The 23,500-nt window shown below is 72.0% G+C and carries 24 protein-coding genes, 1 tRNA gene and 1 riboswitch; of the genes, 7 read left to right on the top strand and 18 right to left on the bottom strand.

Translation table 11 applies throughout. The annotated features are described in order from the left end of the window. Positions 1-7: 7 nt before the first annotated feature. The 3 genes from ACY34K_RS30790 to ACY34K_RS30780 form a co-directional block, all read right to left on the bottom strand. A complete protein-coding gene (locus ACY34K_RS30790) occupies positions 8-1,381 on the bottom strand; it encodes a cytochrome P450 (RefSeq protein ID WP_462753016.1) in 1,374 nt (457 codons plus the stop codon). Positions 1,382-1,665: 284 nt separating this feature from the next. After that, positions 1,666-2,100, bottom strand: coding sequence for a VOC family protein (locus ACY34K_RS30785; protein ID WP_462752984.1), 435 nt, complete (start codon positions 2,098-2,100; stop codon positions 1,666-1,668). 561 nt (positions 2,101-2,661) lie between these two features. Beyond that, positions 2,662-2,735 (bottom strand) — tRNA-Pro (locus ACY34K_RS30780). 126 nt (positions 2,736-2,861) lie between these two features. Between ACY34K_RS30780 and ACY34K_RS30775 the strand changes: the two genes are divergently transcribed. Further along, positions 2,862-3,575 (top strand): transketolase, encoded by a 714-nt coding sequence (locus ACY34K_RS30775; protein WP_462752982.1) that lies wholly within the window; start codon positions 2,862-2,864, stop codon positions 3,573-3,575. A gap of 59 nt (positions 3,576-3,634) precedes the next feature. Then, positions 3,635-4,531 (top strand): transketolase family protein, encoded by an 897-nt coding sequence (locus ACY34K_RS30770; RefSeq protein WP_462752980.1) that lies wholly within the window; start codon positions 3,635-3,637, stop codon positions 4,529-4,531. Positions 4,532-4,560: 29 nt separating this feature from the next. Here the strand turns inward: ACY34K_RS30770 and ACY34K_RS30765 are convergent, their stop codons facing one another. Beyond that, complete coding sequence (locus ACY34K_RS30765) at positions 4,561-4,932, bottom strand: MmcQ/YjbR family DNA-binding protein (RefSeq protein ID WP_462752978.1); 372 nt, start codon at positions 4,930-4,932, stop codon at positions 4,561-4,563. Between the two features lie 114 nt (positions 4,933-5,046). Between ACY34K_RS30765 and ACY34K_RS30760 the strand changes: the two genes are divergently transcribed. Continuing rightward, the gene (locus tag ACY34K_RS30760; protein WP_462752976.1) at positions 5,047-5,820 is read left to right on the top strand and encodes a class I SAM-dependent methyltransferase; all 774 of its coding nucleotides are present in this window, start codon (positions 5,047-5,049) and stop codon (positions 5,818-5,820) included. Between the two features lie 7 nt (positions 5,821-5,827). Here the strand turns inward: ACY34K_RS30760 and ACY34K_RS30755 are convergent, their stop codons facing one another. Beyond that, positions 5,828-7,012: a Gfo/Idh/MocA family protein gene (locus ACY34K_RS30755; protein WP_462752974.1), complete on the bottom strand. Its 1,185-nt coding sequence runs from the start codon at positions 7,010-7,012 to the stop codon at positions 5,828-5,830. An 873-nt stretch (positions 7,013-7,885) separates the two neighbouring features. Here ACY34K_RS30755 and ACY34K_RS30750 point away from each other — a divergent pair. Next, on the top strand, positions 7,886-9,082 hold the full coding sequence (locus ACY34K_RS30750; protein WP_462752973.1) for an acyl-CoA dehydrogenase family protein: 1,197 nt from the start codon (positions 7,886-7,888) through the stop codon (positions 9,080-9,082). Between the two features lie 162 nt (positions 9,083-9,244). Here ACY34K_RS30750 and ACY34K_RS30745 read toward each other — a convergent pair whose 3' ends face one another. The 7 genes from ACY34K_RS30745 to ACY34K_RS30715 all read right to left on the bottom strand — a co-directional run bounded on the left by ACY34K_RS30745 (position 9,245) and on the right by ACY34K_RS30715 (position 15,596). Further along, positions 9,245-9,817, bottom strand: coding sequence for a GAF domain-containing protein (locus ACY34K_RS30745; RefSeq protein WP_462752971.1), 573 nt, complete (start codon positions 9,815-9,817; stop codon positions 9,245-9,247). Next, positions 9,814-10,443, bottom strand: coding sequence for a GTP-binding protein (locus ACY34K_RS30740; RefSeq protein ID WP_462752970.1), 630 nt, complete (start codon positions 10,441-10,443; stop codon positions 9,814-9,816). The genes ACY34K_RS30745 and ACY34K_RS30740 overlap by 4 nt, the downstream gene beginning before the upstream one ends. Next, a complete protein-coding gene (locus ACY34K_RS30735; protein ID WP_462752969.1) occupies positions 10,421-10,792 on the bottom strand; it encodes a DUF742 domain-containing protein in 372 nt (123 codons plus the stop codon). Before ACY34K_RS30735 ends, ACY34K_RS30740 begins: the two co-directional genes overlap by 23 nt. Before the next feature lie 3 nt (positions 10,793-10,795). Continuing rightward, a complete protein-coding gene (locus tag ACY34K_RS30730; RefSeq protein ID WP_462752967.1) occupies positions 10,796-11,230 on the bottom strand; it encodes a roadblock/LC7 domain-containing protein in 435 nt (144 codons plus the stop codon). Positions 11,231-11,237: 7 nt separating this feature from the next. Continuing rightward, positions 11,238-13,004: a sensor histidine kinase gene (locus ACY34K_RS30725; protein ID WP_462752965.1), complete on the bottom strand. Its 1,767-nt coding sequence runs from the start codon at positions 13,002-13,004 to the stop codon at positions 11,238-11,240. A 246-nt stretch (positions 13,005-13,250) separates the two neighbouring features. After that, positions 13,251-14,360: a hypothetical protein gene (locus ACY34K_RS30720; protein ID WP_462752964.1), complete on the bottom strand. Its 1,110-nt coding sequence runs from the start codon at positions 14,358-14,360 to the stop codon at positions 13,251-13,253. Between the two features lie 12 nt (positions 14,361-14,372). Then, positions 14,373-15,596: an MBL fold metallo-hydrolase gene (locus ACY34K_RS30715; protein ID WP_462752962.1), complete on the bottom strand. Its 1,224-nt coding sequence runs from the start codon at positions 15,594-15,596 to the stop codon at positions 14,373-14,375. Between the two features lie 197 nt (positions 15,597-15,793). Here ACY34K_RS30715 and ACY34K_RS30710 point away from each other — a divergent pair, with 197 nt between their 5' ends. Together ACY34K_RS30710 and ACY34K_RS30705 are read left to right on the top strand one after the other, a co-directional pair. After that, a complete protein-coding gene (locus ACY34K_RS30710) occupies positions 15,794-16,345 on the top strand; it encodes a carboxymuconolactone decarboxylase family protein (protein ID WP_462752960.1) in 552 nt (183 codons plus the stop codon). A 282-nt stretch (positions 16,346-16,627) separates the two neighbouring features. Continuing rightward, entirely contained in the window at positions 16,628-17,230 is a 603-nt protein-coding gene (locus ACY34K_RS30705; protein WP_462752958.1) for a TetR/AcrR family transcriptional regulator, read from the top strand. Positions 17,231-17,239: 9 nt separating this feature from the next. On the opposite strand, the gene ACY34K_RS30700 is transcribed toward ACY34K_RS30705, so the two are convergent. Further along, positions 17,240-18,034, bottom strand: coding sequence for an SGNH/GDSL hydrolase family protein (locus ACY34K_RS30700; protein ID WP_462752956.1), 795 nt, complete (start codon positions 18,032-18,034; stop codon positions 17,240-17,242). Positions 18,035-18,216: 182 nt separating this feature from the next. Beyond that, positions 18,217-19,110, bottom strand: coding sequence for a M23 family metallopeptidase (locus tag ACY34K_RS30695; protein ID WP_462752954.1), 894 nt, complete (start codon positions 19,108-19,110; stop codon positions 18,217-18,219). Between the two features lie 2 nt (positions 19,111-19,112). Next, a riboswitch (cyclic di-AMP (ydaO/yuaA leader) is annotated at positions 19,113-19,272 on the bottom strand. A gap of 616 nt (positions 19,273-19,888) precedes the next feature. Here ACY34K_RS30695 and ACY34K_RS30690 point away from each other — a divergent pair. Beyond that, positions 19,889-20,701 (top strand): tyrosine-protein phosphatase, encoded by an 813-nt coding sequence (locus tag ACY34K_RS30690; protein ID WP_462752952.1) that lies wholly within the window; start codon positions 19,889-19,891, stop codon positions 20,699-20,701. Between the two features lie 18 nt (positions 20,702-20,719). On the opposite strand, the gene ACY34K_RS30685 is transcribed toward ACY34K_RS30690, so the two are convergent. The 4 genes from ACY34K_RS30685 to ACY34K_RS30670 all read right to left on the bottom strand — a co-directional run. After that, complete coding sequence (locus ACY34K_RS30685; RefSeq protein ID WP_462752950.1) at positions 20,720-20,872, bottom strand: DUF6126 family protein; 153 nt, start codon at positions 20,870-20,872, stop codon at positions 20,720-20,722. A 20-nt stretch (positions 20,873-20,892) separates the two neighbouring features. Continuing rightward, complete coding sequence (locus tag ACY34K_RS30680; RefSeq protein WP_462752949.1) at positions 20,893-21,495, bottom strand: XRE family transcriptional regulator; 603 nt, start codon at positions 21,493-21,495, stop codon at positions 20,893-20,895. Between the two features lie 101 nt (positions 21,496-21,596). Continuing rightward, complete coding sequence (locus tag ACY34K_RS30675; RefSeq protein ID WP_462752947.1) at positions 21,597-22,982, bottom strand: aspartate aminotransferase family protein; 1,386 nt, start codon at positions 22,980-22,982, stop codon at positions 21,597-21,599. Beyond that, a partial coding sequence (locus tag ACY34K_RS30670) for a transketolase C-terminal domain-containing protein (protein ID WP_462752945.1) occupies positions 22,979-23,500 on the bottom strand: 522 nt, incomplete at its 5' end. The genes ACY34K_RS30675 and ACY34K_RS30670, both read right to left, overlap by 4 nt.

The following is a 23,500-nucleotide window of genomic DNA, read 5'->3' as shown; positions in this document are numbered from 1 at the left end:
TCCGGATTTACCGCTCGCCCCGGCTGTCGAGCACCGCGGGCGTGGGTCCGTCGGGGCGGACGGTGATGCTGTAGGCGGCGCCCTCCGGGACGGAGCGGAAGCGCGGGACATGGGCGGGCAGCAGGTGTTCGAGGAGGACGGTCGACTCCCTGAGGGCGAACTGCAGGCCCAGGCAGGCCCGGGGGCCGATGCCGAACGGGAGGTAGCTGCCCGGATGGGTGGGGCGCCGCCCCGGGGTGGTGAAGCGCTCCGGGTCGAACCGGCCGGGGTCCTCCCAGAGCCCCGGGTCCCGGTGCGTGAGGTACGGGCAGACCAGCACGTCGGTGCCAGCCTCGATCTCGAACCCGGCGAGGACGTCGTCCTGGGCCGCGCAGCGCGGCAGTATCCACGCGGACGGGTAGAAGCGCAGTGTCTCGTGGACCAGGGCCTGCAGGGCCTGCCGACGCCCGGAGGAACCCTCGGCACCCGCGGCGAGGGCCTGTTCGCGCACCCCGGGGTTCCGGTCCAGCAGCAGGTGGAGCCAGGTCAGGGTGGTGGCCGTGGTCTCGTGACCGGCGACCAGCAGGGTGACCAGCTCGTCGCGGATCAGCCGGTCGGTGTACTCGGGGCGGGTTCCCGCCGCGTCGAGCAGGACGTGCAGCAGGCCCGGGCCGTCGGGTCCGGCCCCGCCCTCGCGGGCGGCGGCGATGGCCCGGCTCGCCACGGCGTCGATCATGGCCAGTTCGGCGGCGACGGCCTCGTCGGCGGCGGCACCGTCGGCGGGGAGGCGGGGCAGCGCGGCCACCACGGCGGGCACGGCCCTCAGTTCGCGCTCGGTGCCGGGGTCCAGCGGAGAGCCGGTCAGGGAGCGCCAGATGGTGTCCAGGGCGAAACGGCGCATCTCGTCGCCGACGTCGAAGACCTCTCCGGTGCGGGCGTATCCGGCCCAGCGTGCCGCGGCCGTACGGGCGGCCTCCTCGATCCGCCGCTCGTAGCGGCGCATCCCGCGGCCGGTGAACTGGGATTGGAGCAGCTTGCGTTGCCGCTGCCACGCCTCGCCCGTGGCGGCCAGGACACCGTCCCCGATCAGCAGCCGCGCGCGGTGCGAGCGCTTCACGTACCGATCGGCGTGGAGCGCGAGCACATGCTGTACCGCTCGCTCCCCCGTGACCAGGACCGTCGGGCGCGGACCGAGCCGGAACGCGGCGACGCCGCCGAGCCGTTCACGCGCCTCGGTGAAGAGGTCGACGAGTTCCCCTCCTCCGGCCTGCCATCGCGCGACGACGGAGGCGTCCAGTTCGGGAACCCGGCGACCTGCCGGGGACGGGCCCCGGAGGGAGTCCGGGCGGGCGTGGGTGGCCACGGTCTGCTCCTGTACGTCGGCGAACGCCGGGTGCGGCATCACGCACTGTAGGGGAGCGGGAGCGGTGGGCGACAGCCCGCCTCGCACAGGTCCGCCCGACGGGCACTCGGCTCCCGCCGTGGAGCCGGGGCCGGTCCGTGCGGACTCGCGCACCTCGCACCGTCCGAAGGGCGACGGCGTTCACACCGCGATGCCTCGTCGCCCGCCTGCGCCATCCGCTCCGGGCGGCGTTCGGCCGGAACGCCGCGGGGCGCGCCTCCGCTGCCCGGTGCGTCCCGGAGAAGCCGGGACACTGCTCCCCGTCTCTCCGCCCCGGAGGACGCTCAGTCGAGGCAGAACTCGTTGCCCTCGATGTCCTGCATCAGGATGCACGACTCGTTGTCGTCATCGGCAGGCAGGAGGCGCACACGTACGGCGCCGAGCGCGACCAGGCGCGCGCATTCGGCCTCGAGCGCGGTCAGGCGTTCTTCCCCCACAAGCCCGGTGCCTACCCGCACGTCGAGATGCAGCCGATTCTTGACGACCTTGCCTTCGGGAACGCGCTGGAAAAACAGGCGTGGGCCCACGCCTGAGGGGTCGTTGCATGCGAACCACGAATCCCGGTCCTCGGGCGGCAGCGAGCGATCGACATCGTCCCATGTGGCAAACCCCTCCGGGGGCGGAGGTGCGACGTACCCCAGCACCTCGCACCAGAAACGAGCGACGCGCTCGGGTTCCGCGCAGTCGAAGGTGACTTGGAACTGTCTGACCGATGCCATCGGGTCACCGTAGCAGGGGACTTGGCTGCTCAGCGCCCGGTGGGGAACAGCCCCGCGGACATGGGGTCCGCGGGGCTGGAGCGGCGCGGAAGAGGGCCGGGCCGGGCGCCGCCGCCGGCGACCGCAACACCACCTTGTCGATCACCCCCGACGGCATGCCGGACAAGGACGGAAACGAGAGAATGCACCGGCCTGCCCATCGCCCGTGCCGGTAAGCGGCCCGCGCCATGGCCGGGTCGAGCCCGGGAACGGCCAAGGACCTCTGACGAGTGACGCTGGGCGAACGGGGACCTGCGCCGGGCGGCGGAGGCCCCCTTCCCCCTCCCGGCGGGTTCCGGGGGCGACCTGTGACGGCCACCGCACCCAAGGTGTGACCGAGAGGTCGGCCGGCGGCGGACAGAGGGGGCACGGAGCCGGCGGAACACCCACTGTCACCGGTTCGGTGCTCGCTGTCCGCGCCTGACCAGGGCCGGTACGACTGCGACCACCACGCCCCCGGACGTACGAAAGGCCGCCCTCTCATGGATGAGAGAACGGCCTCCGACCTGCGTTTCCGCACAGTCGGGACGACAGGATTTGAACCTGCGACCCCTTGACCCCCAGTCAAGTGCGCTACCAAGCTGCGCCACGTCCCGATGCCCGTCTGACCTGGGGTTTCCCCCGGCCCGGCGTGCATGAGAACAATACCGCACTCCGGCCGTTGATCACGAACCGCTTTCACGCTTGACCTCAAGTGCGCTTGACGTCGCACCGTGGGTGCCATGACGAACACAGCCGAGATCGCCGTACGCGACGACCGTGCCCTCCGCGAGCCGCGGAGACTCATGGCCCTGATGACCGGCGACGAGAAGCACGGACCCGCCGCCACCTCCACGCTCGACGCGCTCTGGGTGCTCTACGACCGGGTACTGCGCGTGTCGCCCGGGACGGCCGCGGCGCCGGAACGGGACCGGTTCCTGCTGTCGAAGGGGCACGGGCCCATGGCGTACTACGCGGTCCTCGCCGCCAAGGGCTTCTTCTCCGAGGACCTGCTGCCGGGCTTCGGGTCGTACGACTCGCCGCTGGGCCACCACCCGGACCGGCTGCTGGTGCCGGGGGCCGAGATCGGCAGCGGGTCGCTGGGGCACGGACTCCCGCTGGGAGTGGGGAGTGTGCTGGGGCTGCGGGCGCAGGGGCTCACGAAGCCGCACGTCTGGGTGCTGATCGGGGACGCCGAGCTGGACGAGGGCAGCAACCACGAGGCGATCGCCTACGCGGGCCCGGCCGGCCTGGACCAGCTGCACACACTGGTGATCGACAACTCGTCGGCGACCCACGGCTGGCCCGGCGGGATCGCGTCCCGGTTCGAGGCGGCCGGCTGGTCCGCCGAGACCGTGGACGGGCGCGATCACGACGCGCTGTACGCGGCGTTCACCGCGCCGCACCCGGGGAGGCCGCGGGCCGTCGTGGCCCGGGTCGAGCCCAAGAACGCCTGATCGACGAGGACCGCCCCGCCGGGACGCACTCCGGGCGGGACACCAGGGGAGGATTTCCGATGGACACGATGCGTGACCGCTTCATCGCGACCACCAGCCGGCTGCTGCACGAGGACCCGCGCCTGGCGCTGGTGCTCGCGGAGATCAGCCGTGACGGCTTCCGGCAGGCGGAGCTGGACCACCCGGACCGGGTGATCAATGTCGGCATCAGGGAGCAGCTGCTGATCGGAGTGGGGGGCGGCCTCGCTCTCACGGGGCTGCGGCCGGTGATGCACACGTTCGCCAGTTTCCTGGTGGAGCGGCCTTTCGAGCAGGTCAAGCTGGACTTCCAGCACCAGGGCGTGGGCGGGGTGCTGGTGAGCGCCGGAGGCTCCTACGACTGGCCGGCCGGCGGATTCACCCATATGTCGCCGGGTGATGTGGCGCTGATGGACACGCTCGACGACTGGACGGTCCACGTCCCCGGGCACCCGGACGAGGCGGAGGCACTGCTGCGGCACGCCTACGCCGCGGACGGCCGGGTGTACGTACGGCTGTCGCTGCAGTCCAACCGGGAGGCGCTGCCGGTCACGGGCACGGACTTCCTCACCCTGCGCGAGGGCCGGGGTGGTGTGGTGATCGCGGTGGGACCGATGCTCGATCAGGTGCTGGCGGCGACGGAGGGTCTCGATGTGACGGTTCTGTACGCCACGACGGTGCGGCCCTTCGACAGCGGTGCGGTGCGCCGCGCGGCGGGCGCCGGCCGGGCGGATGTGGTGATCGTCGAGCCGTACCTCGCCGGGACCTCGACGGCGGCGGCCAATGACGCCCTGGCGGACGTGCCGCACCGCGTGCGCGGTCTGGGCGTGCCGAAGCGCGAGCTGCGCAAGTACGGACGGATCGACGAGCACCTGAAGGCGCACGGCCTGGACACCGCCTCCCTGCGCGAGCGGATCAGCGCCTTCCTGGACCGGTGAGCCGGTGCGGCGCCGGGGTTCCCCGCGGCTCAGACGGACGGATCCGCGCCCAGTTCCGGATGCGCCTCCAGGAGCTTGCGGGGCGCCGCCTGGCGCCAGGAGTCGGCGAGGATCGCGTACAGCTCGTCCTCGTCGTCCAGTGCCGCCAGCCGGACGCGCAGCCAGGGGTAGTTGTCGTCGTGCCCCTGGCGGATGAAGAACTTCCCGGGCTCGGCCGCGATGAGCTCGTCCCGGTCTTCCTTCGGGCACTTGACCCCGATCACCCGGTCGTCGTCGTCCAGCGAGGCGAAGATCTTCCCCCCGGGGCCGTCCACACGGAAGGTGGGCATGCCCCAGGACAGCTTCTCGACCGCCCTGGGCAGCGAGAGAGCGATTCTGCGTACGTCGTCGGCAGTGGCCATGGGGGAGACGGTACGGCCCGCCACCGACAACGCCGCTGAACTCCTCCTCCCCCGTCGCGGTGTGCGCTTGACCGGCCGCTGACCGTCATCGGCCGTCCGACGGGAGACCGAGGAATGACGTCAGAGAACCACGCCGAACGCGCCCTGTCCTTCGACGCCGCCGCGCGGCAGTACGCAGCGAACCGCCCCTCCTACCCGGCGGCCCTGTTCGACGCCGTCGAGGAGCTCGCGGGGCGTCCGCTCTCCGGGGCACGGGTCGCGGACGTGGGCGCCGGGACGGGGATCGCGACCGCCCTGCTGCGGGAACGCGGCGCGCGGGTTGTGGCAGTGGAGCCCGGGGACGGCATGGTGGCGGAGTTCCGCCGGGTACTTCCCGGTGCGCCGGTCGTACGCGGTGACGGCAACTGTCTGCCGCTGGCCTCCGGGTCGCTCGACTTCCTCACCTACGCGCAGGCCTGGCACTGGACCGACCCGGGCCGCTCGGTCCCCGAGGCCCTGCGCGTGCTGCGCCCCGGCGGCGCGCTGGCCCTGTGGTGGAACGACACCGACACCTCGGTGCCGTGGATCGCCGAGCAGGACACCCGGATACGCCGCTTCCTCGGCGCCGACGGTGCCCCGGACGACGCCGCCGCCCTGGCGGAGCTGAGGGGGTTGCCGACCGGCCTGGGCCCGGTGCACCGCCGCGTGACGTGGAGCCGCCGGGTGCCGGTCGCGACGCACCTGGCCAACATCGGGAGCCACTCCGCCTTCCTCGTGCGCGGGGAGGACGTCACCCGCGGGTTCCTCGCGGCCGAGCGGAGGCTGCTGTCGGAGCTCTTCCCGGACGGCACGGTGGAGGAGCGCTACGTCCTCGGACTGTATGTGGCCGTCCGCGGGCCGGGCGGCTGAGCGCACGTCAGAGGCGTTGGCCGCGGGCGAAGTACGCGACGAGTTCGGGGTCCGGGGCGGACACCTTCCGCGGGGTGCCGCCGTCGCGCAGGGAGGCGGTGGCCTGGCAGCCCACCGCGACGGCCATCCGGGCGGCGACCGGCGAGGTGTCCGTCGGGCCGCCCTCGCGTGCGAAGCGTACGAACTCGTCGACGAGCAGCGGGTCGGCGCCGCCGTGTCCGGCGTCGTCCCGGGCGCCGGGGACGACGTGTGTCTCGTCCGCGTCCCTGCGGTGGCCGGAGCGGCGGCTGTTCCACACCTTGACGCGGGCGCCCGGCCCGTCGCCGAAGTTCTCCAGCCGGCCCGCGTCCCCGATGACGGTGTAGTTGCGCCAGTAGTCCGGGGTGAAGTGGCACTGCTGGTAGGCGGCGAGCACACCATTGTCGAGGCGCATGTTGAGCAGGGACACGTCCTCGACGTCGATGACCGGGTTGAGAGCGCGCTGGGTGTGGGGCGGCCAGTGGCCGTCCTTGGTGTACCAATCGCCGCTCTTGGGTTCGCCGGGGGCGCGGCGGTGCGGGTTCCCGCCGTACACCAGCAGGTCGCCGAGTGCCTGGACGTCGCGTGTCCAGCCGCCGGCCAGCCAGTGCAGTACGTCGATGTCGTGCGCGGCCTTCTGCAGCAGCAGGCCGGTGGTGCGGCGGCGTTCGGCGTGCCAGTCCTTGAAGTACCAGTCGCCGCCGTAGCCGACGAAGTGCCGGATCCACACGGTCCTGACCCTGCCGATCGCACCGCGCGTGATGAGGTCGCGCATCAGACGGACGACCGGCATGTGGCGCATGTTGTGGCCGACATAGAGCCGGGTGCCGGTCTCGTGGGCCGTGCGCAGGACCCGGTCGCAACGCTCGACGGTGATGTCGAGGGGCTTCTCCACGAAGACCGGCTTGCGGGCGTGCAGGGCCTCGCAGGCGAGGTCGGCGTGGGTGTCGTCGGGGGTGAGGACGAACACGGCGTCGATGTCCGGGTCCTCGACGACCCGGCCGTGGTCGCCGGTGATCAGCGCGCCGGGGAAGGCGGCGGCGGCCTCCGCGCGTGCCTTCGGGTCCGGGTCGGCGACGGCACCGATCCGTGACCCGGCACCGGGCCGGTGGGCCGCGCGGGCGATGCTTCCGCGCAGCCCGTATCCGAGGACGCCGATGCGGAGGTCGGTCATGGGTGCCTCATTCCTGTCGGGACGGTGGGGTGTCACTCCCCCGCTCCGCGGCCGGTGATTCGCCGTGTCATCCGCGGCCGGGCAGGCCCTGGAGGTCGAGCGCTACGAAAGATGCGGCATGTCGTCGCACCGCGGCCGGCGCCGCCGCGCGTTCGCCCCGGCGGCCGCCGGCCGGGGCGGGTACCGGGACTGCCGGACCTCGCTCCCGCCTGCGACGGTGAGGCCGCGCACCTCCGGCCCCGGGGACGGTGCCCGGCCGGGCCCTGTGGAGGGCGGCGGTGCGGCGAAGGGCCGGGCGGCGGAGGGGCCGGGCGGCGGGAGACCGGTCCGGCGCGGATGCGGGGCGTGGCGGCCGGCCGAACGCGCCTGCCGGTGCGCCCTGCGCACGCCTGCCGCGCGCTCCGCGCCCTGGGGCACACCCGTGCGCCGTACCCCCTCACCGGCGTACGAGACGTGTGCCCCGGAGCGCCGGGCAGATCCGCGTGATCACCGCTCAGACACGGACCGATTTCGGTCGACATCGATGCCGAATCGATCCGGCTGAGAAGAAATGCTGAGGTGGCAGTACACCTATGGGATGTGATGACGACCTGCGGTGCCATATGCCCTCGAAACCTTTGCCCTTGGCATGTGGCAGGAAGATGCACGAGGGGAATGCCCTTCGGACAGGACCGGACGGGCCACCACCACCACATGAAACACAGTCCCCACTGAACGTCAACAACCGCGGTTCGCGCCAAAGTTGGCGACCGCATTGAACCGTTCCGGAATGATCACGACGATGGGGTGTGGCCTGTTCGGGACGGGACCACTGCCGATGCACCACCTGCTCGAACAACCGGGCGAGCAGGCGTTTCGCAGAGGAGGGCTCGCATGGACGGGTACTTCGCCAGTCGACTGCACCACCAGCTACGGGGGCATGTTCGGCACTTCGCGGAGAGCGAGGTCCGGCCACTGATACCGGCCATGGAGGCGGCCCGGTCGGCCCATCGGGAGCTCTCCCGGCTCATCGCCCGTCAGGGCTGGCTGGGCGCCACGATCGGCAGGGACTACGGCGGGATGGGGGTCGGCCATCTCGGCAAGACGATCATCATCGAGGAACTGTCCCGGGTCAGCGGTGCCATGGGCGCCATGGTCCAGGCCTCCCAGCTCGGCGCCGCCAAGATCGTCCACTTCGGCAGCGACAAGCAGAAGAAGACCTGGCTGCCCGCCATCGCGGCGGGCGAGTGCCTGCCCACCATCGCCGTCACCGAGCCCGACTCGGGCGGTCATGTGCTGGGGATGAGCGCCACGGCGGTACGGGACGGCGACGACTACCTCCTCAACGGGCGGAAGATCTTCGTCGGCAACAGCCATGTGGGCGATCTGCACGGGGTCGTGGTGCGGACGGGCCCCGGCTCAAGGGGGCTCACGGCCTTCCTGGTGGAGTCGGACCGACCGGGTTTCCGGATCGGTGACCAGAAACCGAGCATGGGTCTGCACGGGTTCAGTTTCGGCGAACTGTTCTTCGACAACTGCCGGGTGCCCGCGGAGAACCGGCTCGGCGACGAGGGCGACGGTCTGGCCGTCGCGTACTCCTCCAGCGTGCTCTACGGCCGGGCCAACCTCACCGCCGTGTCACTCGGCATCCACCAGGCGATCCTGGAGGAGACCACCCGGTTCTGCGAGGAGAGGCACCGCTACGGCAGGCCGCTGCACGAACTGCCGTCGGTGAAGCTGAAACTGGGGCAGCTGCAGTCCCGGCTGATGACCGCCCGGCTCGCCGCGTACCACGCCGTGCACCTGCTCGACGAAGGCATTCCCTGCGACGCGGAGCTGATGAACGCCAAGCTGGTCAATGTGGAGTCGGCGCTGGACTCGGCGCGCAACGCGATGGAGATCCATGCCGCGGCCGGACTCTTCACCGACCGCCCGATCGAGCGTTATCTGCGCGACGCCCACCACATTTTCGCCCCGGCCGGCACCTCCGACATCCAGCTGCTCCGGCTCGCGGAGGTGGCGCTGGGCACGGCCAAGGGGCAGTGGTCCGAGCAGCTCGCCGACATGCTCCGTATGGAACCGGCGCTGTAGCGAGTCGGCACTGTAGCGGGCAACGCCGTGGCGGGCCGGCGCACCACCGCCGTGACCTGCCGGCAGCCCGGCCCGCGTCCGGCGCGACGGGGGCGTCCCCGGGGGCGCGGGAGTCACCCCTCGGGGACGGTCAGGCTGCCCGGAGCACCCGTGAGCGGCTGGTCACAGCACACCGTCCTCCCGGCGGTGGATCTGCTGCACCAGCTCCGCCGCGAGCGACTTGATCGTTTCCAGTCCGGCCCGGCCCCACGGCCGCGGCTCCGTGTCGACCACGCAGATCGTGCCGAGGGCGGTACCGGTGCGGTCGATGAGCGGCGCACCCAGGTAGGAGCGGATGCCGATCGCGTCGACGACCGGATTGCCGGCGAACCGGGGGTAGTCGCACACGTCCTCCAGCACCAGCGCCTTGCGGCGGACCACCACATGCGGGCAGTAGCCGTGGTCGCGGGCCATGAAGCGGCCGACCCCGCCCGTGGACGCGGCCGTGGCATCCAGGTCACTGCCGCTGCGGATCCCGTCCGGGGTATGCAGCCCGGCGAAGAACTGCCGGTGTTCGTCGATGAAGTTCACCATCGAGTACGGTGCGCCGGTCACCGTCGCCAGCTTGCGCGCGAACTCGTCGAACGCCGGGTCGGGCCGGTCCCCCATCCCCAGCTGGCGCAGCCGCTGGACCCGCAGCGGAGCCTCACGGTCGATCGGGGTCAGCAGGAGATGACCGGTGGGGTCGTACGTCATGTCGGTGCTCCGTAGCTCGGCTCCGGTGCCGGGGCCGGATCGGTCGTCAGCAGGTGCTGGACGAGGGTGACCAGGGTCTGGATCCCGGAGCTGGCGATACGGGCGTCGCACAGCACGACCGGCACCTCCGGCTTGAGGTCGATCGCGGCCCGCACCTCCTCCGGTTCATAGCGGTAGGAGCCGTCGAACTCGTTGACGGCCACGACGAACTGGATGCCGCGGCGCTCGAAGAAGTCCACCGCAGAGAAGGAGTCCTGCAGCCGGCGGGTGTCGGCGAGGACGACCGCGCCGAGGGCGCCCTCGGAGAGCTCGTCCCACATGAACCAGAAGCGCTCCTGCCCGGGGGTGCCGAAGAGGTACAGCACATGCCGGTCGTCGAGGCTTATCCGGCCGAAGTCCATGGCGACGGTGGTGGTGGTCTTGGACTCCACCCCGTCCAGGCTGTCGGTGGCCGCGCTGATCTGGCTGAGCAGTTCTTCCGTGCTCAGCGGTTCGATCTCGCTGACCGCGCCGACGAAAGTCGTCTTGCCCACCCCGAAGCCGCCCGCGACCAGGATCTTCAGGGCGATGGGAAAGGTGTCGTCGGTCTGGTTCTGCCGGCCCTCAGAGCCGTCGTCGTAGGCCATCGAGCACTGCCTCCAGCAAGGAACGGTCGGTGTGGTTTTCGTGGAAGCGGGGCGCCCGTGCGGTCACCGCCCCGCAGTCCACGAGGTCGGAGAGCAGCACCTTGGTGACGACCGCCGGGAGGCGTAAGTGCGCCGCGATCTCCGCCACCGATGTCGGCCCGTGGCACAGCCCGAGGGCCAGCGCGTGCTCGGGCCCGAGGTGCCCCTGGGGCGCTCTGCCGGTGGCCATCACCAGCGAGAGCAGGTCCAGCGTGGCCGTGGGACGGGTGCGGCCGCCGCTCACCGTGTAGGGGCGGATGAGGCGGCCGGCCGCATCGTCGAGCCAGGGCCCTTCCTGTCGGGGCGACACGGATCAGTGTCCCGGGACACCCGGTACCACGGCCGCTTGTCTGGCGGGCGTGATCAGGTAGGGCCGTACGCTCTTCACGAGCATCGCCATCTCGTATCCGAGGACCGCGGCGTCCGTCTCACGTCCGGCCAGTACCGCGAGGCAGGTACCCGATCCGGCGGTGGAGACGAACAGCAGGGTGGAGTCCAGCTCCACGACCACCTGCCGGACCTCTCCGCCGTCGCCGAAGCGGGTGCCGGCGCTGCGGCCCAGCGAGTACAGGCCGGACGCCAGGGCCGCCATGTGGTCGGCGCTGTCGGCGTCGAGTCCGTGGACCGATTTCACCAGGCCGTCCGACGAGAGCAGAACCGCGCTGAGTGTGTGGGGCACCCGCTGGACCAGGCCGGTCAGCAGCCAGTCGAGATCCGAGGAATGGCCGGTCGGCACATCGCTCGCCATGGTGCATCTACTCCTTGTGAGCTTCGTCGTGGGGCTGCGGTTCGTACAGTTCGGCCCCGAGCCGGGGCGCGGGCGGCATGGACTCCGCCAGTCCGATGCCGCGCTGGAAGGCCGCCATGAGTCCCGGGTCGTGCAGCGCCAGGTCGTCGTCGCCGCGGGGCGCGGGCGCCTCCCTCAGCTGCGGCACCAGGTGCTCCTGGGCGCGGCGCTTGGGCAGCTGGGGGCGGCCCATGGTGCCCGGGGATGCGGCGGCCGGGTTCGGCCGGTCGGTCTGTTCGCCGCGTACCGGCAGGGGCGCGGGCCTGTGACCGGTTCCGTGGCCGCCGCCGTGGTGGGCGGGGCCGTGGGTCTGCGGACCGTGGGCGTCCGCACCGGGTGCCGGCTGCTGCGGCAGTCCGGGCGGATTGGTGGCCGCGTGGACGGGCCGGCGGTGCGCCGGTTCGGGTGCCGTGGCCTCGGCCGGGCCGGGCGCCGGCTCCGGACCGGGGCCGAGCGGCGCGGCCGTCCCGGTCGGCCGGCCCGGCTGCTCGGCCGACTCGGGGTCGGCGCCGAGGAGGCCCTGCGGCAGCACGATGACGGCTTGCACTCCGCCGTAGATGTTGGACTGGAGGCGGACCGCGATGCCGTGCCTGCGGGCCAGGGCCGAGACGACGAACAGGCCGATCCGCCCGTCCTGCAGCAGATGCGCGACATTCACCTGATCGGGGTCGGCGAGCAGGGCGTTCATTCTGTTCTGCTCGGCCACCGGCATGCCGAGGCCGCGGTCCTCCACCTCGACGGCGAGTCCTGCCGTCACGTGCTGGGCGCGCAGCAGCACGGTGGTGTGCGGCGCGGAGAACACCGTGGCGTTCTCGACCAGTTCGGCGAGGAGGTGGATGACGTCGGCGACGGCGTGCCCACGCAGCGTGCCGTCGATCGGCGGCACCAGTTTGACGCGGGGGTAGTGCTCGACCTCCGCGATGGAGGAGCGCAGCACCTCGGTCATGGTGACCGGGTTGGACCACTGGCGGCGGGAGATGGCTCCGCCGAGGACCGCGAGGTTCTCGGCGTGCCGGCGGATCCGCGTCGCCAGGTGGTCGACGTGGAAGAGGCCCTTCAGCAGCTCGGGGTCCTCGACCTCGTTCTCCAGCTCGTCGAGGAGCTGGATCTCTCGGTGGACGAGCGACTGCAGCCGCCTCGCCAGGTTGACGAAGACCTCCACCTTCTGTTCGTTGCCGACGCTGCTGGAGAGCCGGGACGCCTGGACGACGGCGGTCACGGCGGCGTCGTGGGAACGGCTCAGTTCCTGCGTCAGCAGGTCGAACGCGTCCCCGCCGACGGAGGGCAGGGGTGCTCCCTGCCGCTCGGGCGGCCGTTCGCCGCGGCGGAGCTGCTCGACCACCGCGCGCAGCTCGTTCTGGCCGCGCGCGCTGTCGCGGCGCAGGGCGTTGCACCGGTCCAGCACGGACTTCGCCACGCGGTCGGCGCCGAGCGCCGCCGCGACGACGGCGGCTGCGACGAGCGCGGCGGAGCAGGTGAGCGCGGCCCAGAGCGTCGGTGAGGTCCTCGCTCCGGAGAACCGGAGGGTGAACAGTACGGCGGTGGCCCCGCCGAGAGCGGCCACGACGGCCGGCACCACGGCGGCGCGCTGGAGTTGGGATCGTATGCGGGCTTCCGGCGTTGGTGTCGCGGAGCGCGACCTGCCGGTGTTCGACAGGGTGCGGGCGCCTGGCCGGCCGTGCCGCCCGCCCTCTCGGCGGTCCGGCCGTGCAGCGGGTGCGCGAAGTGGAGACATCAGCGTCCTTGGTACGTGGGGCCCCAGGAAACGACATAGGAACGGCAGTTCGGCTCGCGTACCGGCGGGCGCATCATGCGCCCAATGAGCCCACCGTTGATCACCGGCCACACACGGTAGTCGTCAACCGTTCAGGTCCGATGTGCAGTTGACAAACTTGCCCGCCGAGCGTCCCGCTCTGGTATGAGGCTTCGTACGGCCGCCCGATAACGCGAAGGCGGCCGTGAGGGAGTCGCCCGCGTCCCGTCAGTGCGGCAGCTTCCAGCGGTAGAGCCGCTCACCGTCGCGGGTGAGCCATGTGCCGTCGCCGAGCGCCATGGCGTCCTGCCCGACGGGCCGGGGGTAGTGGAGCCTCCCGAGGGGGCGCAGGGTCTCCAGGGCGAAGAGCCAGTGACGGATCACCGGCGGCCGGTTCTGTTCGAACAGCTCACCGGTGACCAGGGCATGGGCGGAGTCGAGCACATCGGCGTGACCGAACTCGTCGTTCTCCGGGTCGCTCGCCAGTTCGTGCAGATCGGTGACGAGCGGCGGGGCGTCCCGGGTGGTGTCGTGGAGGGCGAGCTCGTCGCGTTCGTCGTCCGCGGTCATGAACTCGGCCCGGCGGAGGGTCAGGGCGCGCGAGGTGCCCGGCACGAAGCCGATCACCTCGTGCAGGGCGGCGGCGCCGCCGAGCACGGTGAACTCGCCGCCTCCGGTGTCGAACCACCGTGTCGACCAGCTGTGCCACGCCATCCAGCAGGAGACGGCGAGTACCGTGCCGTCCGGGTGCCAGCACATCGTCACGGTGCCGGAGACGTCGGCGAGCCGGTGGCGGGCGCGGATCTCGCCGGTCGCGGCGTCGATGAGCAGCAGGGCGTCGTAGCCGTACCGCCGGCGGGGCGGACCGTCGTGGAGGAGGACCGCGCCCTCGGAGTCGTCGGCGAGGAGGCGCGGCACGACCGCGGCGACCAGCCGGCCGTCGGGACTGACGGCCGGCGCCCCGGGCGGCCGGGGTTCCCGGAAGCCGCCGTGCCAGGGGTCGTGCGCCAGTTCCCAGCGCTTCTCGCCGTCGGGGGTGACGGAGCGCAGACCGGTCCCGTGGGCCACGAGGAAGCCGTGGTCCGGTGTGACGGCGGCTCGCGCGTGGCCGGGTGTGGCGAGCGAGGACAGGGGCTCGGACCCGCCGGTGAGAAACGCCTCCCGGTCGTGGACCTCGATACCACCCTCGGTGCGCAGCGCGAGCCGTTGCCCGGGCAGCGGCTCGACCCGGCCGCGGGCCGTGAGCGACCCGGCCTCCTCGGCGTGGATCACCGCCTCGGGTGCCCCCTCCCCTGCCGGCCGCTCCTCCGCCGCCTCCTCCTCCCGCTTCTGACCCACCGCGGTCAGCCGTCAGCGGGTCGGCTCGGTCGCCCGGGCCTCCTCCGCCGCGCCGGTGCCCTCGAGGGCCGGCTTGTCGGCGACGAGGGGCACCGTCGCGGAGGGCCATCCTCCGGACGGGACGTGGGCGACCCCGCGCCACCACGGTGCGTCCGGTACGGACTCGGCGGTCGGCTCGAAGGGCTCTCCGGGGCGGGGCAGCGCTACGCCGGCGCCCGCCTCGGCGGCGGCCGCGAGCGTGCCCTCACCGGGCTCGGCCCACGGGTGCGGGGCGAGGTTGAAGGTGCCCCAGTGGATCGGCAGCATCACGCCGGAGGGGCTGCCGCCCTGGAGGTCGAGATGGGCGCGCATGCCTTCGGCCGGGGTCATGTGGATGTCCGGCCAGTACTCGCTGTACGCGCCGATCTGGATCATGGTGGCGTCGAAGGGGCCGTGCGCGGCGCCGATGTCCTTGAAGCCGTCGAAGTACCCCGTGTCCCCGCTGTGGTAGACGCGATGTCCGGAGCTTTCGGCGACCCAGGACGCCCACAGGGTGTGCTGCTGGTTGCGCAGGCCCCGGCCGCAGAAGTGCCGGGCGGGGGTCGCGGTCAGCTGCACGCCCGCGACCCGCGTCGACTCGTTCCAGTCCAGCTCGCGCAGCCGGGAGGGGGACACTCCCCAGTGCTCCAGGTGGGCGCCGACGCCGAGCGGGACAGCGAACACCGTGTCCGTGGAGGCCAGGGCGCGGATGGTGGGCAGGTCGAGGTGGTCGTAGTGGTCGTGGGAGATCACGACGACGTCGACGGGGCCGAGCGCGGCGAGCGGGAGCGGCACGGGGTGCAGCCGCTTGGGGCCGGCGAAGGGGAACGGCGAGCAGCGCTCTCCCCACACCGGATCGAACAGGATCCGGCTTCCGTCCATCTCCGCGAGCACGCTGGAATGTCCCATCCAGGTGAGCCGCAGTCCCGACGACGGGGGTTTGGCCAGGTCGGCGACGGTGGTGGCGTGCACGGGGACGGTGCCGGCCGGGGAGCGGCGGATCCTCGCGTCCTTCTGGAAGTAGATCTTCGCGAACTCCACCGGGGAGCCGGAGGGTCTGTGCCGGGTGCCCTCCGGGTTCTGGAAGGCGCCGTCCGAGAAGTTCGGCGAGCGGCGTATGCGCTCCAGCCGCTCTCCCGTGGCGTCCGCGCCGAAGGCGGCGGGCCGCAGGGAACGGAGCCGGGAACGCAGCGGACGCGTGGAGTGAGCGCCGGTCACAGCACCTCCAGTGGATTCGGGTCTTTTCATTATGGGCGGGGGCTGTGACCCCACCGGGGGCCGGGCCCCGGGGGTGTCCGGTCTCACAGCGGCGGGGCGGGCCGCGCGCCGCGGCGGCGGGGCCGGGCATGTCACATCCGGCGGCATCCCGTCCGTCCCCATGAGTGAAGGCCCGACCATAAACCGAGGAGTCCGACATGGCCCGCGTTTCGCTCACCCCTCCGCGCACCCTCTTCTTCCGCGCCGTCGAGTGGTACTCCAGGCGTCATTACGGCAAGGTGCTGGACCCGGTGCTCGCGGTGGCGCACAACGCGCGTGTGCTGCGCGCCCAGCTCCGTTTCGAGCTGGCCGTCGCGAGGTGGCGGCAGCTCGACCCCGGCCTGAAGGCGCTGGCGGAGATGGCGTCGGCGGCGTCGATCGGTTGCAGCTGGTGCATGGACTACGGCCACTGGGAGAACACCCGCCGCGGGATGGACGTGCGCAAGCTGCACGACATCCCGGTCTGGCGCGACAGCGACGCGTACACCCCGCTGGAGCGGGATGTCCTGACGTACGCGGAGGCGATGACCGCGAACCCGCCGGAGGTCGGGGACGAGCTGGCGGAGCGGCTGAGGGTGGCCCTCGGCGAGCCGGCGTTCGTGGAGCTGACCGCGATGGTGGCGGTGGAGAACCTGAGGTCCCGGATGAATGCCGCGCTGGGGCTGACCAGCCAGGGCTTCAAGGACCAGTGCGAGCTGCGACCGATCTGACGTGCGCGCGCCCCGGCGTCGGGAAGGGGCCGGCCCGCCTCCGCGCACGGCCCGGTCCGTGACCACCGCCGTCGCGGACGGGCCCGCCACGGCGCGATGCGCGCGGTCGGCCGCCGGGACGCCGGAGCGGCCGTGCGCGACGGTACGGCGCCGGGTGCGGCGGCGCGCTATCGTCACGGACCGACTGCCGGTGATCGCGGAGCGTTTCGGCTGGTACTGCGACCGGTACCGGACGGCCCCGGGGGAAGCCGGCGCTGGAATCGGCGGCACGAGGGGGACGACGTGGGCAGAGTGCGGTTGAGCGTGGCCGAGCGGCGTGAGGAGCTGCTGCGGGCCGCCGTCGAGCAGATCCAGCTCAGGGGCGTCGCGGCGGTGCGGATCGCCGATGTCGCCTCCGCGCTCGGAGTGAGCAACGCGCTGGTCCTGTACCACTTCTCGACCAAGGAGAAGCTCGTCGCGGCCGCTTTCTCGTACGCCGCAGAGGGCGATCTCACGCATCTGCGCAAGCTGCTGGGGCGCCGGACCGCGGCCACCCGCCGGCTCAGGTCCGCCGTGCGCTGGTACGCCCCCACCGGTCAGGCCAAGGGCTGGCGGCTGTGGATCGAGGGCTGGGCGGCGGGCTTGCGGGAGCCGGCGCTGCGGGATGTGGCGGGCGACCTCGACCGGCAGTGGAAGGCGGCACTGGCCGAGGTGATCGCCGAGGGCGCCGCGGCGGGCGAGTTCCGTTGCGCGGACCCCGCGGCGGCGGCCTGCCGGCTGACCGCCTTCCTGGACGGACTGGCCGTGCAGATGACCGCCTACGCGGGTTCGGTCTCCCACGCGACCATGCTGGAGTGGGCCGACGAGGCGCTCGACCGGGAGCTCGGCCTCGGGCGCCGCACCTGAACCGGTCCCCTACAGCGGCATCAGGTCCGGCCGCTTGGCCGAGACGTGGTCGCCGGACGATTCGCCGCGCAGCCGCCGGCCGATCCACGGCACGAGGTACTCGCGGGCCCAGTTGATGTCGTCACGGCGGACTTCGAGGGGGCCGCGCGGCGGCAGCGGTGGCCACGGCTGGTCGGGGTCGGCAGGGACGTCGACGCCGAGCACCTGGCCGGCGCGCAGCGCGACCCGGGTGTGGCCCTCGGCCGACAGGTGCAGCCGGTCGTCGTCCCAGGCCCGCCTGTCCTGCACGGTCTTGAGGGACCAGAGATCGAGCACCGGGCAGCCGTACCGGTCGGCGACGGCCCGCACATGGCCGTTGTACGTGGCGATCTTGCCGCGCAGATGACGCAGCACCGGCACGCCGCGGGTGTCGAAACCGGTCGTCACGAGCACGGTGCCGACGGCGGACGTCAGGTCGGCGACGGCCCGCTCGAACCGCTCGGCGACGTCGTCGGGGTCGCTGCCGGGCCGGATGATGTCGTTGCCGCCCGCGCAGAAGGTCACGAGGTCGGGGGCGAGTTCCTTCGCCCGGGGGACCTGTTCCTCGACGATCTGGTCGAGGAGCCTGCCACGCACCGCGAGGTTGGCGTACCGGAACGTCTCGGGATCGGTGAGCCGGTCGGCGAGCAGGACCGCGAGGCGGTCCGCCCAGCCGACGAACTGTCCGTCGGGACCGGGATCCCCGACGCCCTCGGTGAAGCTGTCACCGATCGCCGCGTACGACCCGAATACGTCACTGTCTCTGAATGTCGAATCGTCTGCCACGGGAGCACATCTTTCCCCTTCCGATGTGACCTACGCGACCGTAAGGAGGGGTTGACGTGGGGTGAGATACGCCACCGGTCAAGATTCGCCCAAGCCGGAATATGCCGCTGCCCGGCACGAGGTGCCGGGCAGCGGACGCACGCGGGACGCGTGCCGGAGCGTCAGAAGGGTCCCTGACGGACTCAGATGGAGACGCCGTGCTGACGCAGGTAGGCCAGCGGGTCGATGTCGGAGCCGTAGCCCGGACCGGTGCGGACCTCGAAGTGCAGGTGCGGACCGGAGGAGTTGCCGGTGGAGCCCGAGAGACCGATCTGCTCGCCGCCGCTCACGGTCTGCCCGGAGGAGACGGAGAGGGAGGAGAGGTGGGCGTACTGCGAGTAGTTGCCGTCGGCGTGCTTGATGACGACCTCGTTGCCGTACGCGCCGCTCCAGCCGGCGGAGACGACGGTGCCCGCGCCGATGGCCTTGACGCTGGTGCCGGAGGAGGCCGCGAAGTCGACACCGGTGTGGTAACCGGAGGACCACATGGAGCCGGAGGCGCGGTAGGGGGTGGTGACACCGGCGGAGACCGGGGCGGTGAAGCCGGAGCCGCTGGTCTCGGCGGCGGGCTTCGGCGCCGGGGCCTCGGCCTTGGCGGCGGAGCGCGAGGCGCGGGACTCGGTGCGGGTCGTGTCGGCCTTGGGCTTGGCGGGCGCCTTGGCGGTGGACTTGGCGCCCAGCGTGAGCTTCATGCCCGGCAGGATCAGGCCCGGGTCGTCACCGATGACCTTGCGGTTGTCCTTGTACAGCTTCTGCCAGCCGCCCTTGACGTTCTTGTTGTGGGCGATCTTGGCGAGGTAGTCGCCGGCGACCACGGTGTACATGCGGGGCGCGGCCTTGGCGGCGGTCTCGGGGGCGGCCTTCGCGGCGGCGACCACCGTCTGCGGAGAGACGGCCGGGGCGCTCTGGTCCGCGGCGTGGGCGCCGGTCGCGCCGAGCAGCGGGAGGGCAAGGGCGGCGCCGCCCGTTCCGGCGGCGACGAAACGACGAGTCAGCGGGCTGTTCTTGGGACGGCGGTGCTTACCCTTCGCGGGCATGACGAATTCCTCTCCGGCGCCTGCGAGGTGAGCTGTCGGGTTCGGGCTGGAGATGCCCGGCCGCGCGGTCGACGCGACTTAACCCCTAGCCGGCCCGCGAATTCCGGTTCCGGCGTACTACCTGGGTCCCCCGCTCCTGCCACACGTGGGTGGGTTATGAATTCCGGTCGGCGGCAGGATTCGGCTGGTCCGGCCGGATTGCGGCGACGTTAAGCGAGCCGGGTCCGCGGTAACAAGCCGTCGCGTGGAAAAGGCCATTTCCGTCCGAGATGCCGCCCGTAATTCCCGTCACCCTCCGTGGATTACGGATCATGAATTGCCGTTGTGGGCACCGGATTTGGGAGCGGCGCTTCGCCACGGACGGTCACCTTTATGACGCTGCTCACGCGGCCCGACCCATCTCCCTTTCTACCGGGGCACGTTAACCCTTACAGGCCAATACGGACAGAACCGTCATTCAGCTACTAGACCACTCAATGCATCCACGGTCGGGGTCGGCGAGCAAAACATGCTGAATCGGGACAGAAGCAGAGCCGCTCGACCGTGCCGCCCGAAAGCAGGTCTCAGCGACGGGGGCCGCCGCCGGGCGCGCCCGCCAGCCAGGGCCCCAGATGTGAACATCATCCAACAGGAACGAGCACCATGCGGCCGCTGACCATGGGCAGGGCAACGGATGTGCGACCCGCAGGGAGATGATTGCCTCACGCACCGGTGTCGTATCGTCGGAGCCGCGACATCGTCGGCGAGGACCGCCGACCGCAGACACGGAGGAGCCGCCGTGACGCAGCAGCTGCCGCAGATCTCGTCGACCGAACCCCAGCTGACCGGTGTGCGCAACTTCCGTGACGTGGGCGGCCTTCCCACCGTGGACGGCCGGCGGGTCCGTCACGGCCTGCTCTTCCGCAGCGGCCACCTCGCCCACGCGACGGGCGAGGACGCGGCCTTCCTCTCCTCGCTCGGTCTGCACACGATCTTCGACTTCCGCAACGCCGCCGACCAGAAACTGGAGGGCCCGGACGTCGCCCTGCCCGGTGTGCGGAACGTGAACATCCCGCTCTCGGACCCGGCGGACGGCGCGGAATTCTGGCGGATGGTGCGCGAAGGCGATCTTGAGCAGCTGCGCGGGATCCTCGCCGACGGCAAGGGGGCCGGGCGGATGACGGCCGCGTACCGCGCGATCATCAAGGACCGCACCGCCGAGCACAGCCGGGTGCTGCACGCCCTCGCGGCGGACAGCGTCCCGGCGCTGCTGCACTGCGCGGCGGGCAAGGACCGCGCGGGGCTGTCGATCGCGGTGGCGCTGCTGGCGGTCGGTGTGGAGCGCGAGGCGATCGAGGAGGACTACCTCAAGTCCAACGACCCGCACCGCCGCTACAAGGTGCACCGCGCCGACTCCTCGCCCGCCGGCATGTCGCCCGAGGTGATGGAGCTGCTCAGTCCCCTCTTCGACGCGCGCCGCGAGTACCTGGCGACGGCCTTCTCGACCATCGAGGAGACCTGGGGCAGCACGGAGCGGTACTTCTCCGAGGGCCTGCGGCTCTCGCCCGAGACCCGCGAGCGGCTGCGCGACCGCCTGCTCGACGAGGGCTGAGCCCCGCGCGGCGGGTGGCTACTGGTTCTGGCCCCCGAGCAGGAACAGCAGATAGAGGAAGGCCGCGACGAGGTGGCCCGCCACGAGATAGGCGAAGAGCCTGACGGCCAGCCCGAGAGGGAATTTCCGCTCTTCGCCCTCGGCGGACTTCGAGGCCGGGTTCTGGGACATGACGGACAACCTCCGGGGAGTCAGCGCCGAGGGGCGGGCGCGCCGAGGCAGAGCTCCTCGGCGGGGCTCTGGACAAGGGTGTGTACGAAGAGGAGCTCGGCACCGCCCCGGGTGGCGGCGGCGATGCGGTGCGGGGTCAGCGAGTCGAAATGCGCGCTGTCGCCCGGATCGAGGAGGTGCACCGCGTCCCCCAGGGTCAGGCGCACCCGGCCGCCCAGGACGTACAGCCACTCCTCCCCGGGGTGCACGCGCACAAGGTCGGCCGGGGTGGCGTGGGGGACGTGGACGCGCAGGGCCTGCATGGCCCGGCCGGGTCCGCCCGCCTGGTGGTAGACCCAGCCGTCGGCCTCGGCGGGCTCGGCACGGTCGGCCCGGACGATCGGGTCGTGCTCCGGCGGCACCTCACCGAGCAGCTCGGACACCGTCGTACCGTAGATACGGGCGAGCCCCAGCAGCATCGGCAGCGAGGGCTGCCGGCGGCCGGTCTCCAGCCGGGAGAGGTGGGCCGGGGAGAGTCCGGCGCGCTGGGCGGCGGCCTCGAGGGTGAGCCCGCGGCGGCGGCGCAGCGCGCGCAGCCGGGGAGCGACGTCCGGCAGCGTGTCCCCGGAGGAGTCCGTGGTCATGCCTCTATTGCGCCAGCCCTTTTCCCGTGAGGCAAATTTATTGCCCCAGAGGCAAAGAGTCGTACCCGGTGGTCCTCGCGGGATCCCCGCGCATGCTCCGCTCAGCGGTTGGCGACCGCCTGCTTGACCAGCGTCCTCCCGAAGTCCCACAGGAGCCCGCCCCCGGTGTGCGCCTCGTCCATGACGGCGGTGAACGCCGTCACGAAGCGGTCGACCTCCCGTTCGCCGATGATCAGCGGAGGGATCAGTTTGATGACTTCCATGTGGTCCCCGGAGACCTGGGTCAGGATGCGGTGCCGCTGCAGGAGCGGCACGACCACCATCTGTGCGAAGAGCCCCTTGCGGGCCGCCTGGAGCATCGTCCAGCGGCCCCGCAGGGCGAGCGACGACGGCCGGCCGAACTCGATCCCGATCATCAGTCCGCGGCCCCGCACCTCGTGCAGCAGCTCGTAGCGGTCCACCAGCGCCGCGAGCCGCGACTTCAGCAGCTCTCCGGTGCTCCTGGCGTTCGCCACGATCTCCTCGTCCTCCAGCACCGTCAGGACCGCGAGCCCCGCGGCCATCGCCTGGGCGTTGGACCCGAAGCTGGCCGAGTGGACGAGCACCCGGTCCATGGAGGAGTACACCTTCTTGAAGATCCAGTCCTTGCCGAGGGTGGCGCCGACGGGGACATAGCCGCCGGACAGCGCCTTGGCGACGCACACGAGGTCCGGCTCGACGCCGTCCTCGTGCTGGTACGCGTAGAAGTCGCCGGTCCGGCCGAGGCCGGTCTGCACCTCGTCGGCGATGAGCAGCGCCTTGTGCCGGCGCAGCAGCTGCTGGGCGGCCGGCAGGAACCCGGGCGGTGCCTCGTGGACGCCCTTGCCCTGGACGGGTTCGACCACGAAGGCGGCGACATCGCCGCGCTGCAGTTCGCACTCCAGGGCCGCGAGGTCGCCGAGCGGGATCGCGGTGTCCGGGAGCAGCGGCGCGAAGCCGTCGCGGAACCCGCGTTCGCCGTTCACCGAGAGCGACCCGGTGGTCAGCCCGTGGAACGCGTGCGCGCAGTACAGGACCCTGGGTCTCCCCGTGGCGTACCGGGCGAACTTCAGCGCCGCCTCGACGGCTTCCGTGCCGCTGTTGCCGAAGAACACCCGGTCCAGGTGCGGCGAGTGCGCGAGCAGCTTCTCGGCGAGCAGTCCGGGCAGCGGCTGGCAGTCGAAGCGGGTGAGGTCGGCGAGCTGGGCGTCGAGGACGTCGTGCAGCGCCTTGCGGACGACGGGATGGTGCCGGCCGAGGCCCATCACCCCGAACCCGGCGAGCATGTCGAGGTAGTCGTCCCCGTCGGCGTCCCAGAAGTAGGCCCCCTCGGCGCGCTCGTAGACCTTGTCGAAGCCGATGGTGCGGAGCATGCGCGGCAGCTGGTGGTTGAGGTGTCTGGCGTGCAGTTCGTAGCGCTCCGCGCCGCGCTCGGCGAGCAGCGCCGCCAGGTCGAACTCCTTGGTCATGCCTGGTTCTCCTCGGCGGTGAGCACCGCGCTGATCCGTCCCGCGATCTCCACGGGGGTGAGGCCGATGTCGGCCAGTACTTCGCCGCGTTTGGCGTGGGTGAGGAACTTCTCGGGGATGCCGAAGGTGCGCAGGGGTACGTCGACGCCGGCGTCCCTCATGGCCTGTCCGACCGCCGATCCGACACCGCCGGTACGGCTGTTGTCCTCGACGACGGCGACCAGCCGGTGCGCGGCGGCGAGCGGCGCCATGGCCTCGTCGACCGGCTTGACCCAGCGGGGGTCGACGACGGTGCAGCGGATACCGCGGCCGGCCAGCAGCCCGGCCGCGCTGAGGCAGACGGGTGCCATCGCGCCGACGGCCACCAGCAGCACGGTCGCGTCGTCCGGGCGGTGCAGGAGGTCCATGCCGCCGATGCGTCCCACGGCGGGCACGGGCGCTCCGGCCTGCTCCTTGGGGAAGCGCACGACGGTCGGCGCGTCGTCGACCTCGACGGCCTCGCGGAGCTGGGCCCGCAG

The sequence above is a fragment of the Streptomyces sp. STAM6 genome (genome assembly GCF_054963715.1).
Note: the sequence above shows the minus strand (reverse complement) of the source record. Positions and strands in the feature narration are given on the sequence as shown.

Excerpts from the sequence above, each read along its gene's own strand:
- ACY34K_RS30725 (WP_462752965.1), bottom strand. The coding sequence starts at position 13,004 with ATGTCTCCACTTCGCGCACCCGCTGCACGGCCGGACCGCCGAGAGGGC.
- ACY34K_RS30770 (WP_462752980.1), top strand. The coding sequence starts at position 3,635 with ATGGACACGATGCGTGACCGCTTCATCGCGACCACCAGCCGGCTGCTG.
- ACY34K_RS30790 (WP_462753016.1), bottom strand. The coding sequence starts at position 1,381 with ATGCCGCACCCGGCGTTCGCCGACGTACAGGAGCAGACCGTGGCCACC.
- ACY34K_RS30695 (WP_462752954.1), bottom strand. The coding sequence starts at position 19,110 with ATGCCCGCGAAGGGTAAGCACCGCCGTCCCAAGAACAGCCCGCTGACT.
- ACY34K_RS30730 (WP_462752967.1), bottom strand. The coding sequence starts at position 11,230 with ATGGCGAGCGATGTGCCGACCGGCCATTCCTCGGATCTCGACTGGCTG.
- ACY34K_RS30680 (WP_462752949.1), bottom strand. The coding sequence starts at position 21,495 with ATGACCACGGACTCCTCCGGGGACACGCTGCCGGACGTCGCTCCCCGG.
- ACY34K_RS30775 (WP_462752982.1), top strand. The coding sequence starts at position 2,862 with ATGACGAACACAGCCGAGATCGCCGTACGCGACGACCGTGCCCTCCGC.
- ACY34K_RS30785 (WP_462752984.1), bottom strand. The coding sequence starts at position 2,100 with ATGGCATCGGTCAGACAGTTCCAAGTCACCTTCGACTGCGCGGAACCC.
- ACY34K_RS30675 (WP_462752947.1), bottom strand. The coding sequence starts at position 22,982 with ATGACCAAGGAGTTCGACCTGGCGGCGCTGCTCGCCGAGCGCGGCGCG.
- ACY34K_RS30750 (WP_462752973.1), top strand. The coding sequence starts at position 7,886 with ATGGACGGGTACTTCGCCAGTCGACTGCACCACCAGCTACGGGGGCAT.
- ACY34K_RS30740 (WP_462752970.1), bottom strand. The coding sequence starts at position 10,443 with ATGGCCTACGACGACGGCTCTGAGGGCCGGCAGAACCAGACCGACGAC.
- ACY34K_RS30760 (WP_462752976.1), top strand. The coding sequence starts at position 5,047 with ATGACGTCAGAGAACCACGCCGAACGCGCCCTGTCCTTCGACGCCGCC.
- ACY34K_RS30755 (WP_462752974.1), bottom strand. The coding sequence starts at position 7,012 with ATGACCGACCTCCGCATCGGCGTCCTCGGATACGGGCTGCGCGGAAGC.
- ACY34K_RS30710 (WP_462752960.1), top strand. The coding sequence starts at position 15,794 with ATGGCCCGCGTTTCGCTCACCCCTCCGCGCACCCTCTTCTTCCGCGCC.
- ACY34K_RS30745 (WP_462752971.1), bottom strand. The coding sequence starts at position 9,817 with ATGACGTACGACCCCACCGGTCATCTCCTGCTGACCCCGATCGACCGT.
- ACY34K_RS30685 (WP_462752950.1), bottom strand. The coding sequence starts at position 20,872 with ATGTCCCAGAACCCGGCCTCGAAGTCCGCCGAGGGCGAAGAGCGGAAA.
- ACY34K_RS30765 (WP_462752978.1), bottom strand. The coding sequence starts at position 4,932 with ATGGCCACTGCCGACGACGTACGCAGAATCGCTCTCTCGCTGCCCAGG.